The 16,095-nt window shown below is 72.8% G+C and carries 19 protein-coding genes; 14 read left to right on the top strand and 5 right to left on the bottom strand.

Annotated elements, in window-relative coordinates; all coding sequences use genetic code 11:
* The first annotated feature begins 6 nt into the window (after positions 1–6).
* The 5 genes from IW245_RS18505 to IW245_RS18485 are packed head-to-tail and all read left to right on the top strand — an operon-like array spanning position 7 to position 3,636.
* Positions 7–804, top strand: coding sequence for a serine/threonine-protein kinase (locus IW245_RS18505; RefSeq protein WP_197004434.1), 798 nt, complete (start codon positions 7–9; stop codon positions 802–804).
* A gap of 3 nt (positions 805–807) precedes the next feature.
* Entirely contained in the window at positions 808–1,227 is a 420-nt protein-coding gene (locus IW245_RS18500; RefSeq protein ID WP_197004433.1) for a cupin domain-containing protein, read from the top strand.
* Positions 1,224–1,751, top strand: coding sequence for an NUDIX hydrolase (locus IW245_RS18495; RefSeq protein ID WP_197004432.1), 528 nt, complete (start codon positions 1,224–1,226; stop codon positions 1,749–1,751). The genes IW245_RS18500 and IW245_RS18495 overlap by 4 nt, the downstream gene beginning before the upstream one ends.
* A 21-nt stretch (positions 1,752–1,772) precedes the next feature.
* Positions 1,773–2,531 carry an RNA ligase family protein gene (locus IW245_RS18490; protein ID WP_197004431.1) on the top strand — a complete coding sequence of 253 codons (759 nt, stop codon included), beginning with the start codon at positions 1,773–1,775 and terminating at the stop codon, positions 2,529–2,531.
* Positions 2,521–3,636, top strand: coding sequence for an AAA family ATPase (locus IW245_RS18485; protein ID WP_197004430.1), 1,116 nt, complete (start codon positions 2,521–2,523; stop codon positions 3,634–3,636). The genes IW245_RS18490 and IW245_RS18485 overlap by 11 nt, the downstream gene beginning before the upstream one ends.
* Positions 3,637–3,665: 29 nt before the next feature.
* On the opposite strand, the gene IW245_RS18480 is transcribed toward IW245_RS18485, so the two are convergent.
* Positions 3,666–4,280, bottom strand: a complete 615-nt coding sequence (locus IW245_RS18480) for a TetR/AcrR family transcriptional regulator (protein WP_197004429.1) — start codon at positions 4,278–4,280, stop codon at positions 3,666–3,668.
* A gap of 68 nt (positions 4,281–4,348) precedes the next feature.
* On the opposite strand from IW245_RS18480, the gene IW245_RS18475 reads away from it, so the two are divergent.
* Positions 4,349–4,813, top strand: coding sequence for a nuclear transport factor 2 family protein (locus tag IW245_RS18475; protein ID WP_197004428.1), 465 nt, complete (start codon positions 4,349–4,351; stop codon positions 4,811–4,813).
* Between the two features lie 57 nt (positions 4,814–4,870).
* The gene (locus tag IW245_RS18470) at positions 4,871–5,200 is read left to right on the top strand and encodes a hypothetical protein (RefSeq protein WP_197004427.1); all 330 of its coding nucleotides are present in this window, start codon (positions 4,871–4,873) and stop codon (positions 5,198–5,200) included.
* Here the strand turns inward: IW245_RS18470 and IW245_RS18465 are convergent.
* On the bottom strand, positions 5,172–5,735 hold the full coding sequence (locus IW245_RS18465; protein WP_197004426.1) for a GNAT family N-acetyltransferase: 564 nt from the start codon (positions 5,733–5,735) through the stop codon (positions 5,172–5,174). The genes IW245_RS18470 and IW245_RS18465 overlap by 29 nt on opposite strands.
* Before the next feature lie 9 nt (positions 5,736–5,744).
* Positions 5,745–7,001, bottom strand: coding sequence for an MFS transporter (locus IW245_RS18460; RefSeq protein ID WP_233473087.1), 1,257 nt, complete (start codon positions 6,999–7,001; stop codon positions 5,745–5,747).
* Positions 7,002–7,071: 70 nt separating this feature from the next.
* Between IW245_RS18460 and IW245_RS18455 the strand changes: the two genes are divergently transcribed.
* Together IW245_RS18455 and IW245_RS18450 are read left to right on the top strand one after the other, a co-directional pair.
* A complete protein-coding gene (locus tag IW245_RS18455; RefSeq protein WP_231398853.1) occupies positions 7,072–8,196 on the top strand; it encodes a GlxA family transcriptional regulator in 1,125 nt (374 codons plus the stop codon).
* Positions 8,197–8,215: 19 nt separating this feature from the next.
* On the top strand, positions 8,216–8,842 hold the full coding sequence (locus IW245_RS18450) for a GNAT family N-acetyltransferase (RefSeq protein ID WP_197004424.1): 627 nt from the start codon (positions 8,216–8,218) through the stop codon (positions 8,840–8,842).
* Between the two features lie 76 nt (positions 8,843–8,918).
* Here IW245_RS18450 and IW245_RS18445 read toward each other — a convergent pair whose 3' ends face one another.
* A complete protein-coding gene (locus IW245_RS18445; protein WP_197004423.1) occupies positions 8,919–9,686 on the bottom strand; it encodes a C1 family peptidase in 768 nt (255 codons plus the stop codon).
* Positions 9,687–9,872: 186 nt separating this feature from the next.
* A complete protein-coding gene (locus IW245_RS18440; protein WP_197004422.1) occupies positions 9,873–10,604 on the bottom strand; it encodes a LamB/YcsF family protein in 732 nt (243 codons plus the stop codon).
* A 162-nt stretch (positions 10,605–10,766) separates the two neighbouring features.
* On the opposite strand from IW245_RS18440, the gene IW245_RS18435 reads away from it, so the two are divergent.
* The 5 genes from IW245_RS18435 (at position 10,767) to dnaN (ending at position 16,055) form a co-directional block, all read left to right on the top strand.
* Positions 10,767–11,963: an ABC transporter substrate-binding protein gene (locus tag IW245_RS18435; protein WP_197004421.1), complete on the top strand. Its 1,197-nt coding sequence runs from the start codon at positions 10,767–10,769 to the stop codon at positions 11,961–11,963.
* A 139-nt stretch (positions 11,964–12,102) separates the two neighbouring features.
* Positions 12,103–12,516 carry a hypothetical protein gene (locus IW245_RS18430; RefSeq protein WP_197004420.1) on the top strand — a complete coding sequence of 138 codons (414 nt, stop codon included), beginning with the start codon at positions 12,103–12,105 and terminating at the stop codon, positions 12,514–12,516.
* Between the two features lie 392 nt (positions 12,517–12,908).
* Positions 12,909–13,343: a DUF6220 domain-containing protein gene (locus IW245_RS18425; RefSeq protein ID WP_197004419.1), complete on the top strand. Its 435-nt coding sequence runs from the start codon at positions 12,909–12,911 to the stop codon at positions 13,341–13,343.
* 1 nt (position 13,344) lies between these two features.
* Positions 13,345–14,865, top strand: coding sequence for a multicopper oxidase family protein (locus IW245_RS18420; protein WP_197004418.1), 1,521 nt, complete (start codon positions 13,345–13,347; stop codon positions 14,863–14,865).
* Between the two features lie 32 nt (positions 14,866–14,897).
* A complete protein-coding gene (gene dnaN / locus IW245_RS18415) occupies positions 14,898–16,055 on the top strand; it encodes a DNA polymerase III subunit beta (RefSeq protein WP_197004417.1) in 1,158 nt (385 codons plus the stop codon).
* The last annotated feature ends 40 nt before the right edge of the window (positions 16,056–16,095 follow it).

The raw sequence follows: 16,095 nt of genomic DNA, 5'->3' as shown, positions 1-16,095 counted from the left end.
TGGCCTATGTCGCATCCCCTGCTGGACATCGCCGCAGTAGACGCCGTCGAGCCGTACCTGGACCGGGTCGGGGAGGTGTTCCGCACCTTCGACCGGCAGGGTTCCGGGTGCGTGGCCTACGGGGTCGAGGTCGACGCCCGGCGCTGGTTCGTGAAGACCGCCCGTACTCCGGCGGCCGACGCGTCCCTGCGCCGGGCGGTCGCGTTCCACGCCATGGTCCGGCACCCGGCGATCGTGCCGCTGCGGCACGCGATCACGGTGGGGGAGACCCTGGCCCTCGTGTACTCCTGGCAGCGCGGCGAGGTGCTGCACCACCGTGGACAGTCCAGAAGGGACCCGGCGGGCGCCCTGGCCCGGTTCCGCCAGCGCCCGGTGCCGGAGGTGCGACGCGCCCTCGGCCGGGTGCTCGACGCGCACCTGGCCGTGGAGCGCGCGGGTATGGTGGCGGTGGACCTCACCGAGGGCGCTCTGCTCTACGACTTCGGCACGGGCACGATGGTGCTGTGCGACATGGACGGGTACCGGCCGGGGCCGTTCACGCCGACCGGACAGGTGTCGGGGGCCGTGCGGTTGATGGCTCCTGAGGAGTACCCGTACAGACCGGATAGTGTGATCGACATCCGGACCACGGTGTACACCCTGGGACGGATCATCCGGACGCTCCTCGACGGCGAGGACGACGAGTCGGCGTGGCGCGGCACGGCGGACCAGCTCGACGTGGTCGCCGTCGCGTGCCGACCGGAACCGGAGCGGCGGTTCGACAGCGTGCGGTCCCTGGTGGCCGCCTGGCGGAAGGCGACCTGAGCGATGATCGAGCAGCTCCGACTCGAGCCGCACCCCGAGGGCGGCTGGTACCGGCGCACCTGGACCTCCCCCGTGACCTTCGATCCCCCCGGCTACGACGGGGAGCGCCCGACGGCGACGTGCATCCACTACCTGCTGCGTTCCGGCGAGGAGTCCGTCTGGCACACGGTCCGCTCCGACGAGCTGTGGCTGTGGCACCTGGGCGGCCCGCTCCTGCTGCGCACCGGCGGCACGGGCGAGAAGCCCGGCGAGGAGACCGAGATCGTGCTCGGCCCGGACCTGGAGGCCGGCCAGGTGCTCCAGGCCGTGGTGCCCGGCGGCACCTGGCAGGCGGCGAGACCGTTGTGGGACAAGGAGGTCCTGCTGACCTGCTTCGTGACGCCCGGCTTCGACATGGCCGACTTCCGGATGAACACGGCATGAACTTCCAGACCCGCTTTCCGGTACTGCACGCGCCGCTCCGCTTCGAGTGGGCTGACCTGGACGCCGTGTTCAGCACCGGGCCGGCCCCCGACGAGCTGGTCAGCAACATCCATGTCGTCGGCTTCGTCGGCGAGCGGATCGTGGTCTGCCGCGACACCCGCGACGTGTGGTTCCTGCCCGGGGGCACCCGGGAGGAGAACGAGTCCATTGTCGACTGCGTCGCCCGGGAGCTGTCGGAGGAGGCGGGTGCGACTCTGGCGGGACCGCTGGGCCTCATCGGCGCGCACCGGTGCGTGAGCGGCAGGCCCGCGCCGTACAAGCCATGGCAGTCGCATCCCGAGCTGGCCTGGCTGTGGCTGTACGCCGACGTGACGGTCGACGGCGAACCCACCAACCCCGACGACGGAGAACAGGTGCTCGAGGTCAGGGTGGTCACGCCAGAGGAAGCCAAGGTGCTGCTGCTGACCGACGGGCCGCACTTCCCCGAGATGATCGACCTGGCGATCGAACTGAAATCCACTTGATGCGGGTGAAAAACTGACCGGATGCTGCGCAAGTACCCCCGTACCCCTCATCTCCAGGGTTCCCGGCTCCAGCCGGGCGACCACGACCTGGCGGCGGTCCCGTTCGACGAGATCCGGGGCCGGTTCCTCGTCGTGGAGGAGAAGCTGGACGGGGCGAACGCGGCGATCAGCTTCGCCGAGGACGGCGGGCTGCTGCTGCAGAGCCGGGGCCACTACCTGACCGGTGGCCCCCGCGAGCGGCAGTTCGGGCCGCTGAAGGCCTGGGCGGCGACCGTGGCCGACGCGCTCCGCCCCCGGCTCGGCACCCGCTTCGTGCTCTACGGCGAGTGGCTGTACGCCAAGCACACCGTCTTCTACGACGCCCTCCCGCACTACTTCTGCGAGTTCGACGTCCTGGACCGCTCGACCGGCACGTTCCTGTCCACCGCGAGGCGGCGGGACCTGCTCGACGGCACCCCGGTGTGCTCCGTGCCCGTGCTGCGCACCGGCGCGCTGGACACCCTCGCCGAGCTGACCGCGCTGGTCGGCCCCTCGACGTGCCGGACGTCCGACTGGCGCGCGGCGCTGGCCGCGACCGGGGCCGCCGACGGCGAGACGGACGCCTCCGACGACATGGAGGGGCTGTACGTCAAGGTCGAGGAGGGCGGCGAGACCGTCGGCCGGTACAAGTGGGTCCGGCCGAGTTTCCTCACCGCCGTGCTCGACTCGGGCAGCCACTGGCAGGACCGGCCGATCACGCCGAACCAGCTCGCCGACCCGGCGGTGATGTATGTTCACTGACCTCTGCCCCGACGGTCCTGGATGGACGGTGCCGTGGGCCGCGATCGAGGCCCGGTTCGACTGGGTGCGCCGGATGGCCGGCGTGCCGCAGGACCGGATCCACCACGCCGAGGGCGACGTGGCCGTCCACACCCGGATGGCGTGCGAGGCCCTGGCCGGGCTTCCCGCCTGGCGGGCGTTGCCGACGGCCGAGCGGGAGCTGCTGTTCGCCGCCGTGCTGCTGCACGACGTCGCCAAGCCCGACTGCACCCGCGAGGAGGACGGCCGGATCACGGCGCACGGCCACTCCCGGCGCGGCGAACTGTTCGCCCGCCGGGTGCTGTGGGAGGGCGGCGCGCCCCGGGAGTTCCGCGAGTCGGTCGCCGCTCTGGTCCGCCACCACCAGATCCCGTTCTGGGCCCTGGAGCGGCCGGACCTGCGGCGGATCGCGTTCCGGGTCAGCCTGCTGGCGAAGAACTCCCATCTGGTACTCCTCGCCACGGCCGACATCCTCGGCCGCACCTGCACGGACACCGACGAGTTCCTCGACAACGTCGCCCTGTACGGCGAGTACTGCGCCGAGCAGCACTGCCTCGACGGCCCCCGCGCGTTCCCGTCCGACCACGCCCGGTTCGAGTATTTCCGCAGGGACGACCGCGATCCCGACTACCCCGCCTACGACGACACCCGGCTCACCGTCACCGTGCTGTCCGGTCTGCCGGGGGTCGGCAAGGACCACTGGATCGCCGCGCACCGCCCGGGCGTTCCGGTGGTGAGCCTGGACGCGGTGCGCGCCAGGCTCGGGGTGAAGCCGACGGACGGCCAGGGCCCGGTCGTGGCCGCGGCGCAGCAGGAGGCCCGTGAGCACCTGCGGGCCGGCCGGCCGTTCGTGTGGAACGCGACCAACGTGACCCGGCAGCTCCGCGAACAGTGCGTCGGCCTGGTCGTCGCGTACGGCGGCCGGGTCGAACTGGTCGGCCTGGAGGCTCCACCGGCCGTCATCCGGGCCCGCAACGCCGCCCGGCCCGCCCCGGTGCCCGAGGCGGTGCTCCGCCGGCTGGCCGCGAAGTGGGAGACCCCGGACGTGACGGAGGCGCACGCGGTGACGTGGGTGGACACGGCCTGACGGAGCCCGTCCCGGGGGACGGGCTCGTCCTATCCTGCGGATTCCCCGTGCAGGAGCGTGCCCACCAGGGCGACGACGCCGTCGAGGGAGACGTCCGGGTAGTGCCGGGCCAGGGAACCCTGGGCGCGCAGTGCCGTGATGCCGTGGGCCAGGGCCCAGGCGACTGCCGCGAGGGCCTGGGTGTCGGCCGTGGCGTGCCAGCCCGCCCGCTGGCACCGCTCGACGTGTCGGCGCAGGGTCTCGAAGGCGGCGTCGCTCGCGGCGGCGAACCCGGGATCGGTCACCTGGATCAGCGCCGGCCGGAACATGACGGCGAAGTGGCCGGGGTACACCTCGGCGAACTCGGCGTAGGCCCGGCCGAGCGCGGGCAGCTGGTCGAACGGCTGGCGGGGTTCGGTGGCCAGGGCGGCCCGCAGGTGCTGGTCGAACAGCTCGAACCCCTCGGTCGCCAGCGCCGTGAACAGCCCGGCCCGGTCCCGAAAGTGGTGCGCGGGGGCCGCGTGCGAGACCCCGGCGCGCCGGGCCACCTCCCGGAGACTGACCCCGTCGGCGCCCACCTCGGCCAGCAGGTTCCCGGCCGCCTCCAGCAGGGTCCGCCGCAGATCGCCCTGGTAGTGCTCACCGACGCCCCGACTGCTTGACACTGTCAATCTCCTGTCCCATGCTTGCTTGACAGTGTCAATCTAGCGTGGAGGGTGGCACCATGGGACCGATGGCGCTGGTGGCGCGTCGCCAGTACCGGCGGGGGTTGGACGCCGTCGAGCGCGGCGACCTCGATGCCCTGCTGGCGCAGTTCGCCGCCGACTGCACCCTGACCTTCGTCGGCGACACCCCGCTGGGCGCGCGGCTGAGCGGCCAGCACGACCTCCGGCGTTGGTTCGAGCGTTTCGCGCGGCTGCTCCCCGCGCCGCGCTTCGAGATCCGGCGACTCGTCATCGCCGGGCCGCCGTGGCGGCAGCGCCTGACGGCGCACGTCCAGATCCGCGGCACGGTCGCCGGGCAGCCCTATCTGAATCAGTTCGCGCACTTCCTGACCATCCGCTGGGGAAAGGTCACCGACGATCTGGTTCTCGAGGACACCCAGGCCTGGGAGCGCGCCTGCCGGCGGCTGGCCGAGGCGGGGATGGCGGAGGCGGCGGCGGGGCCGCTGGTGCCGAGCGCGGGCCCTACCGCTTGACGGGGCGGGCGGGGCCTCCCATCCTGGGAACCTCGCCGTCGATCACCCGGGGGACAGGTGCGCAGAGTCGCGACCATCGTTACGACCGTCTACTTCACGCTGCTGATCCTGCCGGCCACCGCCTTCGCCAAGGGCGGCGGCAGCGGCGGCAGGTCGAGCGGCGGCAGCCGCTCGTCCGGGATCAAGGGCGGCAGCGGCCACTCGAGCGGTTACAGCGGTTCGGGCTCCAGCGGCTACCGGTCCACGGGCGGCTACCACTCCGGCGTCAGCGGCTCCTCGTCGACGTACCCCGGCTTCATGACCTGGCTGTGTCTCGGCCTGGTCGGCACGGTGATCGCGGGCATGGTCTTCTGGGGCGTCAGGAAGAAGCGCCGCTCCACTCGCTAGCCAGCAGCGCGTAGACCACCTCGTCGGTCCACTCGCCCTTGACGAACTCGTTCTGTACCAGGTGGGCCTCGCGGCGCATGCCGAGCTTCTCCAGCACCTTCGCCGACGCCGTGTTGCGGCCGTCCAGCCGGCCGACCACCCGGTGCAGGCCCAGGTCCTCGAAGCCGACCTTGAGCAGCGGGGCGGCGGCCTCGCTGGCGTAGCCCTTGCCGTGGTGGTCCGGGTGCAGCGTGTAGCCGATCTCGCCCTGCCGGTGGGTCTGGCTCACCCAGTGCAGGAGGACGCTGCCGATCACCTCCCGGGTCTCCTTCAGCTCCACGACCAGGGCCAACTGGTCGCCCTCCGCGTGGAAGGCGACCCAGTCGGTGCGCTCCGAGGCGCGCTCGGCGACCTGGGTGAGGTCGCGCGGCTCCGAGTAGAGGTAGCGGTGCACCTCCGGGTGCGACTCCAGGGCGTAGAGGTCGGGGACGTCGGCTGCGGCGTACGGCCGCAGGCGCAGCCGTTCCGTCTCGATCGGCAGGGCAGGTTTCACCATGAAAACACCCTAGACGGTCACCGGGACCAGTTTCCTGCTCTTTCCTCGGACTCCCAACGAGAACCCGGTGGCGACGAAGCACAGCGCGCCGGCGACGTACCAGGCCGCGTCGTAGTCGCCGAACGAGTCGCGGATCAGGCCGGCCCCGACGGCGGCGACCGCCGCGCCGATCTGGTGCGAGGCGAACACCCAGCCGAACACGACCGGCCCGGCCTCGCCGAACACCTCCCGGCACAGCGCCACGGTGGGCGGGACGGTGGCCACCCAGTCCAGGCCGTAGAACACGATGAAGATCAGCATGTTGGGGTGGGTGGTGGCGGAGAACAGGCTGGGCAGGACGAGGAGGGACAGGCCGCGCAGGAGGTAGTACCAGGCGAGGAGTTTGCGGGAGTCCATCCTGTCCGACAGCCAACCGGCCACGATCGTGCCGGCGATGTCGAAGATTCCGACGAGCGCGAGCAGCCCGGCGGCCGTGGTCTCGGCCATGCCGTGGTCGTGCGCCGCAGGGATGAAGTGCGTGCCGACCAGGCCGTTGGTGCTGGCCCCGCAGATCGCGAAGCCGCCGGCCAGGAACCAGAATGACCGGGTACGCGCCGCGGTGCGCAGCGCCCCGATCGCCCGCCGGGCCGCCCCGCCCGGGGCCAGCGGCACGACGGGCGGCTCCTCGGTGGCCCCGTACGGCAGCAGGCCCACGTCGCGCGGCCGGTCCCGGACGAAGAACCAGACCAGCGGCGCGACGGCGAGCGCCGACCCGGCCACGCTGAGCGCCGCGACCCGCCAGCCGTCCGCCTTCGCCAGGTACGCCAGCAGCGGCAGGAAGATCAACTGTCCGGTCGCCCCGCCGGCCGTCAGCACGCCGGTCACCACGCCCCGGTGCCGGGTGAACCAGCGCCCGGTGATGGTGGCGACGAGCGCGAGAGCCATCGACCCGGTACCGAGGCCGACCAGCACGCCCCAGCACAGGATGAGCTGCCAGCTCGACGTCATGAACACCGTGAGTCCGCTGCCGGTCGCGACCAGCACCAGCGCGCTGGCGACCACCCGGCGGACGCCGAGCTTCTCCATCAGGGCCGCGGCGAACGGCGCGGTGAGGCCGAACAGCAGCAGGTTCACGGACACGGCCGCGGAGATGGTGCTCCGCGACCAGTGGAACTCCTCCTGCAACGGGGTGATCAGGACGCCGGGGGTGGCCCGGAAGCCGGCCGCCCCGACGATGGCGACCAGGATGACGGCGGCGATGACCCAGGCGCGGTGCAATGTTCTCACCGGGTCATCCTGTGCCCTTCCGGGCGCGGACGGGAGTGGCCCGGAAGCCAATGTGTGAAAGAATCGGGCCATGAGACCGCACCGGGTGGCCGTGATCGCGCTGGACATGTTCGTGGCGTTCGACCTGGGCACGCCGTCGCAGGTCTTCGGCGCGGCCCGACACCGCCCAGCGGGCGACAGGCCCGGCGGCAAGCTGGGCGGCGACGGGGGCGAGGGTGACCGCGTCGGGGGCCGGGTCCCGGTGCGGACGCCGGCGGCCGGCCAGGCCGGTCCCGCCGGGAATCGGCACGCACGCCTCGCTGCCGGGGAGGCATGGAACGAGGCGGACCCGATGGGGGTCGGCGCGCCCTACTACGAGGTGATCACCGTGGGTCTCGGTCCGGTCCGGGCCGCCGGTGCGGGGTTCACCGTCGTGCCCGACCTGGGGCTCGACGCCCTGGCCACGGCGGACACCCTGATCGTGCCCGGGGTGCACGGCCGGTCGACCCTGGTCCAGGACGGCGGGACGCCCGAGCCGGTGCTGCGGGCGCTGCGGGAGTTCCCGGGCCGGGTCATGTCCATCTGCACCGGGGCGTTCGTGCTCGCCGAGGCGGGGCTGCTCGACGGGCGGAAGGCCACCACGCACTGGGACTACGCGGAGCTGTTCCGGTCACGGTACCCAAAAGTGGATCTTGATCCGGATGTGTTGTTCGTCGACGACGGCCGGGTGCTCACCTCCGCCGGGGTCGCCGCCGGCATCGACCTGTGCCTGCACGTGATCCGGTCCGACCACGGCAGCGAGGTCGCGAACCGGGCCGCCCGGCGGTGCGTGGTGCCGTCGTGGCGGGACGGCGGCCAGTCCCAGTTCATCGAGCGGCCGGTGCCGGAGACCGGCGACGCCAGCACCGGGCCCACCCGGGGCTGGGCGCTGACCCGGTTGGCGGACGACCTCGACCTGCGGGCCATGGCGGCGCACGCCCGGATGAGCGTGCGCACGTTCACCCGGCGGTTCCGGGAGGAGACCGGGCTCAGCCCCGCCCGGTGGCTCGCCGGGCAGCGGGTCGAGCTGGCCCGCCAGCTGCTGGAGACCACCGACCTGCCGGTCGACCGGATCGCCGAGCGCGCCGGCTTCGGCACCGCCACCTCGATGCGCCAGCATCTGCACAGCGTCGTCGGAGTGGCCCCCGCCGCATATCGGAGTGCGTTCCGGCGGTAGGAGCTGCGACGATGCCGGCATGACCTACTGGCCGTTCCTGGACATCCGCCTCGCCGTCGGCGACGTCGTGCTCACCCCGACCGTCGACGCCGACCTGCTGGCGCTGGCCGACCTGATGCCCGCCGACGTCGAGATCGACCCGAGGCTGCCGACCTTCGGCCTGGCGGAGGGCCGCTCCGGCCGCGCTGTGCACACGTACTACTGGCGCAACCTGGGCAACTGGCGCCCCGACGACTGGTGCCTGGACTTCACGGTCCGGGTCGGCGGGGTCCTCGCCGGAGCGCAGAACCTGGAGGCGGCCGACTTCGCGACCCTGCGCACCGTGGAGACCGCCTCCTGGCTGGGGACGGGGTTCCGGGGCCTCGGGATCGGCAAGGCGATGCGGACGGCGGTGCTGGCGCTGGCCTTCGAGGGGTTGGGCGCGCTGGTCGCGGAGACCGAGGCCTGGCACGACAACGCGGCGTCGCTGGGGGTGTCCCGGTCGCTGGGGTACGTCGACAACGGGGTCCGGCGGCACGCGCGCGGCGAGGGCGGGGCCGACGACATGCCCCGGCTGCGGATGACCCGGGAGGTGTGGGCGGCGCGGTACGCGGGGGCCGTGGACGTGACGCTGCCGGAGACCGCGCGGCCGTTCTTCGGGGTCTGACCGGCGCCGGGTGCCGGCGGGCGTGCGCGGCGGGTGGCGGCCCCCGTGGCGCCGCCGCCCGCCGCCCCCGATCACGTCACGTCGTCTGCGTCATCATCCAGAAGTCGCGCGACAGCGTGCTGTCGGTGAGATACGGGTACGGCATCGTGAAGTACCCGCCGTCGCCCCAGTGCTCGCCCCACGAGTTGCGCACCAGGAACCGCATCGTCTCGTCGTCGTACCCGACGCACAGGACGGCGTGCCCGCCCAGCATCTGCTCGGTGTCCACGTGCGGCATCGGCACCGTGCCGGTGTGGCTGACCTCGGGGGACTCGAAGCTCTCGTAGACCGCGAAGCCGAACACGATCGGGTAGCCCTGCGCGAGGCAGCTCTTGAGCTGGCGCAACGTCTGGGGCACCCGCTTGTAGGCGGTGACCCGGTGCCGCAGCGCCGTGTCGTAGCAGCTCGCGGGGGGCTTCTCCGTGAACCGGGAGATGTCGTAGCCCCAGTCGGTCTCCGGGCACACGCCCTGCTTGGCCACGGACTTGATCCCGTCGCGAATCATGGCGCCGCTGTCGCTGTCGACGGTGCCGAGGATGACCCGCTCGTTGTAGTAGATGAACAGCCGGGACGGCGTGAAGATCTCCAACCCGTGCTTGATCAGGTTGAACTCGAAGCCGCCGCCGATCGCGTTCGCGGTGCAGCTGCCGAGCTGGCCCTGGTCGTAGATCTCGGGTGGACACTGGCCACGGAGGTCGACCTTCGCGGGCAGGGGAGTGGAGGACGGGGCCGCCGAGAACAGGTGGTCCCGCTGGTCGGGCAGGTCAGGGACCCATCCGTAGATCGCACTGCGGGGAGTGGTCATGAGATCACGATCCGCTCCGGACCGCGATCGCGCCAGTCCTCTGTGCGGGAGCCGACACAGTCCTTACTCGAACTCGCGAGGGGGCCGGTGGGATCGGGTTCGGAGGGAGAAGAGCCTTTGACTCCCTCCGAACCCGATCCCACCGGCCTGGCTGGTGCCGCCCTGTCCGGGAACAGGGCCGAAAGGCTACGCGAACGGTTCCACGGCCAGGGCCGCCCGGATCGCCCGCCCCACCGCCACGGCCCCCGGACTGTCCCCGTGCACGCAGATCGACCGCGCCTCGACCACGACCACCTCCCCGGTGACCGCTGTGACCCGGCTTTCGCGGGCGATGCCGAGCGCCTGGGCGACCGCCGCCTCCGGTTCGAGGACCGCGCCGGGCGTGCCGCGCGGGACGAGCGTGCCCCGGGCTGTGTACGCCCGGTCCGCGAACGCCTCGGCCACGGTCGGCAGCCCGGCGGCGCCAGCCGCTTCGTGCAGGGCTGAGCCGGGCAGGCCGAGCACGGGCAGCCGGCCACCGGCCCGGACGATCCCGGCGACCACGGCCGCGGCCTGGGTCGGGTCGTCGACCACCCGGTTGTAGAGCGCGCCGTGCGGCTTGACGTAGCTGACCGTGCCGCCGGCGGCCTCGGCGAAGACCCGCAGCGCGCCGATCTGGTACGTGACCTCGTCGGCCAGTTCGTCGGCCGGCACGTCCATCGCCCGGCGGCCGAAGCCGGCCAGGTCGCGGTAGGACACCTGGGCGCCGATCCGCACCCCGCGATCGGCGGCGGCCGCGCACACCCGACGCATGATCGACGGGTCGCCGGCGTGGAAGCCGCAGGCCACGTTCGCACTGGTCACGACGTCGAGGAGGGCCTCGTCGTCCGTCAGGTGCCAGCGGCCGTAGCCCTCGCCGAGGTCAGCGTTGAGATCCATTTCCTCATTGTGCACGGCACTCCGGGCGCGGCAAATCCGTCATATCCGAGTAACCACATGTGACGGGACTTCGGGGAATCGGCAGCGGAAAGCAGGTCAGGGTCCGGTAATGTCCACGTTCGTCGCTTGACTGCCGCCACAGTGTGTGACCACGATCGGCGGATGGTCGATCGCAGGTTCTGGTCAGGGCTCACCGCAGCCGTACTCGTCGCGTCCGTCGCCGCCGGCTGCGGCTCGACGCCGCAGCGGGGTGGCGCCGCCGGACTGGAGGGCGAGGTCGTCGTCGGGGCCGTGCTCGAACTCAGCGGACCGGGGGCCGTGATCGGCACCGTGCACCGCAACGCGCTGCAGGTCACGGTCGACCAGCTCAACCAGGGCGGCGTCGACGTCGGCGGAAAGCACCGCAAGGTCCGGCTCGTCGTCCGCGACAGCGCCAGCGACCCGGCCAAGGGCGCGGCGGCGGCCCGCGAACTGATCACGGCCGACGGGGTGTCGGCGATCGTCGGCGCGAGCACCACCGCGGTGACCCTCGCGATCGTGCCCGTCGTCGAGGAGATGGGCGTGCCACTGGTGTCCCTCGCCGCGAGCGACGCGATCGTCACCCCGGTCGCGAGCCGCAAGTACTGCTTCAAGGTGTCGCCGAACGGCGGCGACATCGCGGCTGCCATCATCGAGAACGCGGTGCGGATGGGCGCACACAAGATCGGTCTGCTGACCGCGAAGGGCGCCTACGGCGACGTCGTCACCCAGGTCATGACCGCGGCGCTCGGCGTGCGGTCCAGCGACGGGGTGACCCTCACGAAGGGCGTCCGGATCGCCGAGGACGGCTCCGACGCGCCCGACCAGGTGGCCGAGCTGCTCGCCGCCAGGCCCGACGCCATCCTGATCGGGGCGCTGATGCCCGGGGCGGCGCGCGCGGTGAGCGCGGTGCACGCCGCCGGGTACACCGGAAAGGTCTTCCTGGATCCGTCTGCGGGGGCCGACCAGTTCCTCACCGGCCCGGTCGCCGCCGATGCCGAGGGCATGTTCATGGTGCACCCGGCGGTGCTGGACCCCAACGGCATCGCGACCACCCCGGCCGGGCTGGCCCAGCAGGAGTTCCGGCGCCGCTACATCCAGGCGTACGACACCTACTCCGGCGTCGCGCCCAGCGCCTACGACGCCCTGCACATGATCACCGAGGCGATCACGACGACGAAGGGCACCGACCACAAGGCGCTCCGCGACGCCCTGGAGAACATCCACTACGACGGGGTGGCCGGCAACTACGCCTTCGGGCCCAACTACCACGGCGGGGTGAGCGCCGGGACCCTGACGACCTTCGTGGTCCGGCTCGGCGGCTGGCAACTGCTCTACTAGAGAGCTTCGACGGTTACGGCGACACCCGCCCCGGTCTCCAGCGGTCCTCCCCCCGACCGGGCAGCGGGTCAGCCGTCGGCGCACTAGTCTGTCGACGCCGTGCCGAACCCCCGGTTGGCACGCCACCCGGAGGTCCCCTGTGAACGTCGAACACACCCTGCGACCGGATGTCCCGCTGCTGCCCACGCCCGTCCTGCTGCCCCCGCCGGCCCCGCCGACCCTGCTCCGCCGCTTCCTGGACTTCGGGATCGGCGGGTTCCTCGCCCTGGGCGTCTGGGGCGCCGTCGGGGCCATGGGCGTGGGCGAGGTTCTGTTCGCCACCTTCTTCTTCGGCCCGGCCTGGCTGGTGCTCGGGCTCCTGCTCTGTATCGGCGCGTACGGGTTCGCCCTGGTGCTGTGCTTCGTGGCGGTGTTCCTGACCATCCCCGGGTCGACGCGGCGCGCGGCCGTGACGTTCCTGGTCGGGTCGGCCCTGGCGAACGGGGCGTTCGTGGTGGGCGCGCTGCTGCTCCTCGCGGTGTTCGAACTGGCGGAGAAGTTCGGCTGGTGGTGAACCGCCGCGGCGGGGCCGACTGACCCCGGTACCGGGGTCCCGGGCCGGCCCCACCGGTGGGCCCGGGACCCCGGACGGGCGCGGGGCTCCGGCCGGCGTCGCCGGGGCGGAGCCCTCCGTACCCGGAGAAGGGTTCTGGGTTGTCTCTTCCGGGGGGCGTCTCTAGTTTGCGAGACGGAAGGACGCCCCCCGGAAGGACGGGTGGGTGGCCTGCGTCGGGCCACCGCTGCCGGGGATGGGTGCCCCGACGCCCAGAAAGCTACCGGCGGCCGCATGCAGTTTTCATGATGTCGGCTGCATGAGCCCGACAGCCAGTCTCATTGGCGAGTTTCCATACCATTTGGACGGTATGTGCGGGAGAATCGAAGCCTGGCAGAGTCGAGGGGGTAGCCGTGAGGACGACGTACAAGGTGCTGGCCATTCTCGTCGCGGTCTCGGTGGCGTTGCAGGGTGCCTGGATCGCGTTCGGCGTGTTCGGCCTCGCCCATGACACCGACGACCAACCCGTCCTGTTGGACGACAGCTACAAGGGCAACGCCGGCTGGATGCTGCACGGCATCGGCGGCCAGATCGTCGTCCCGCTGCTGGCGATCGCGCTGCTCGTCGTGGCGTTCTTCGCGCACGTGCCGCACGGGGTGCGCTGGGCGGCGATCATCGTCGGGCTTGTCGCGCTGCAGGTCGCGCTCGGCTTCCTCTCGTTCGCCTGGCCGGGGCTCGGCCTGCTGCACGGCTTCAACGCCCTGGTCCTGTTCGGCATGGCGATCCATGCCCGACAGGCCGCCGGACGCCCGGCCGCGCCGCTGACAGGACCCATGACGGTCGCCTGACGTGTCCCGCCGGATCCGGCTCGCGGTGGCCGCCGTCGCCGCTCTCGCCGTCGTCGGGCCGCTCGGCTGGGCGTGGCAGGACAGCCTGCTGCCGTCGACGTACTCCGTGATGGACCTCGGCCGGCCAGACCTCGGCGGCGGCCCCGACGCGCACGTGCACCACGGCGTCAGCGTCGCCGACCTCACCGGGCCGGCCGGCGAACCCGACGTGGCCGTGACGCTCACCGCGCGCAGGGAGTCCTTCGTGCTCGGCGGCGGGGAACGAATGACCGGGTACACGGTCAACCACCTCTCGCCGGGGCCGCCGATCCGGGCCACCGAAGGGCAGCTGGTCGCCGTGACGCTGGTCAACGAGTCCGTGGCCGACGGGGTCACCCTGCACTGGCACGGGGTGGACGTGCCCAACGCCGAGGACGGGGTCGCCGGGGTCACCCAGGACGCCGTGCCGCAGGGCGGGAGCCATGTGTACCGGTTCCGGGCCGGGCGCCCCGGGAGCTACTGGTACCACTCGCATCAGGTGTCGCATGAGCAGGTGCGGCAGGGGTTGTTCGGGGCGTTGGTGATCGAACCGGCCGGGTCCGGGCCGGCTCCCGGTTCCGGGTCGGAGCCCGGTCCTGGCCAGGGTCCCGGGCCGGCCGGCCTCGGGCCCGGCGCCGTGGTCGCCGGCCCGGCGGGGCTCGACGTGCTCGCCCCGGTGCACACCTACGCCAACCTGCGCACCGTCGGCGGCCGGACCGGCACGCCCCGGGTCGACGCGGCCGGTCCGGTCCGGCTGCGGGTCGTCAACACCGACAACGACACGGTCCGGGTCACCGTCGCCGGCGCGCCCTACCGGCTACTCGCCCTCGACGCCCGTGACCTGCACGAACCCGGCGAGCTGACCGGCGAGGCCGTCCTCGTCCCGGCCGGCGGGCGCGCCGACCTGGGTCTCGTGGTGCCGTCCACCGGCCCGGCGGTCCGGGTCGACCTCGGCGGCGTGGCCCTGGTGCTCGGCCGACCCGGCGCGGCCCCGGCCCCGGCGCTGTCCCCGGCCGGCACCGTGGACCCGCTGCGCTACGGCACCCCGGCCCCGCTCGGCCTCGATCCCGGCCGCGCCGACCGGCGGTTCACCCTGCGGATCGGACGGTTCCCCGGCTTCGTCGACGGCCGGCCCGGCGTGTGGTGGACCGTCAACGGCCACCTGTTCCCCGACGTCCCGATGTTCGTGGTCCGCGAGGGCGACACCGTCGTCATGACCATCGTCAACGGTTCCGGCAAGGCGCACCCGATGCACCTGCACGGCCACCACGCCGTCATTCTCAGCCGGGACGGCACCCCCGCCACCGGGTCCCCGGAATGGCGGGACTCCCTCGACGTGCCGGCCGGGTCGACGTACGTGCTCGCGTTCCGCGCCGACAACCCCGGCATCTGGATGGACCACTGCCACAACCTCGACCATGCCGCCCAGGGCCTCGTCGCGCACGTCGCGTACGAGGGCGTCAGCGAGCCCTACCGGGTCGGGCGGGGCAACGCACCGGAGTAGTCGTGTCGTACCCCCGGCCTAGGGTGGCGGGCGTGAAGCTGACGATCGACCGCTCGGACCTGTCGGACGCCGTGACCTGGGCGGCCGGTGCGCTCCCCGCCCGGCCGGCGGTGCCGGTGCTCGCCGGTCTGATGCTGCGCGCCGGTGAACGGCTCACCGTCTCCGCGTTCGACTACGAGGTGGCCACAACCGCCACCGCCACCGCGTCGGTCACGGACCCGGGCGAGGCGCTGGTCTCCGGGCGGCTGCTCGCCCAGATCGTCCGCAGTCTCCCGCCGGGGCCGGTGGGCCTGACCCGAGGCGGCGGAGGCCTCGTCGTGTCCTGTGCGGAGGCGACGTTCACGCTGGCCACGATGCCCGTCGAGGACTATCCGTCGCCGCCCGTCCCGCCGCCGGTCGCCGGCACGGTCGACGCCGGCCTGTTCGCCGAGGCCGTCGCGCAGGTCGTGCTCGCGGCCAGCCGGGACGACACGGTGCCGGCGTTCACGGGCGCGCGGCTGCACCTGGAGGGGGAGACCCTGACCCTGTCGTGCATCGACCGGTACCGGATGGGGGTCCGGCACCTGCCCTGGTCCCCGGCCGGGGATCGAGCGCTCGACGGCACGGGCCCCGGCCAGGGTGGGCCTTCCAGCACCGCTCCCGGACAATTCGGTGCCGGCGCGGCCACGGCCCTGGTCCCGGCCGGCACCCTGGCGGCCACCGCCCGGCACCTGTCGGCCGGGACGACGCTCACCCTCCGGCTCGGCGACGGCCTGCTCGGCCTCGACTGCGGCCCCCGGCACACCGTCACCCGCCTCCTCGACAACCCGCTCGCCGATTACGTGTCCCAGTTCCCCGCCACCGGCGCGATCCACGCGGAGGTGCGCACCGGCCCGCTGCTCGACGCCCTGCGCCGGGTCGCCCTCGTCGCGGCCCCGCAGACGCCCGTCCACCTGGTGTTCAGTCCGGGGCGGCTCCGGCTGGAGGCCCGGGCCGGCAGCGAGGCGCACGCCACGGCCGCCCTCGACGCGGACTTCGACGGGGAGCTGAGCATCGGGTTCAACCCGCGGTTCCTGCTCGACGGGCTCACGGCGCTCGGCGGCGACAGCGTCCGGATGACGTTCGCCGGGCCCGGCAAGGCGGCGTCTCTGACCGGCGGGGACGGGCGGTTCCGCTACCTGCTCGCGGCCGTCCGGCTTCCCACCGGGTGAGCGGCCATTGGGTGACCAGCGGATACCTTGTTAGGGTCCG

Source organism: Longispora fulva (genome assembly GCF_015751905.1).
Lineage (GTDB): Bacteria > Actinomycetota > Actinomycetes > Mycobacteriales > Micromonosporaceae > Longispora > Longispora fulva.
Note: the sequence above shows the minus strand (reverse complement) of the source record. Positions and strands in the feature narration are given on the sequence as shown.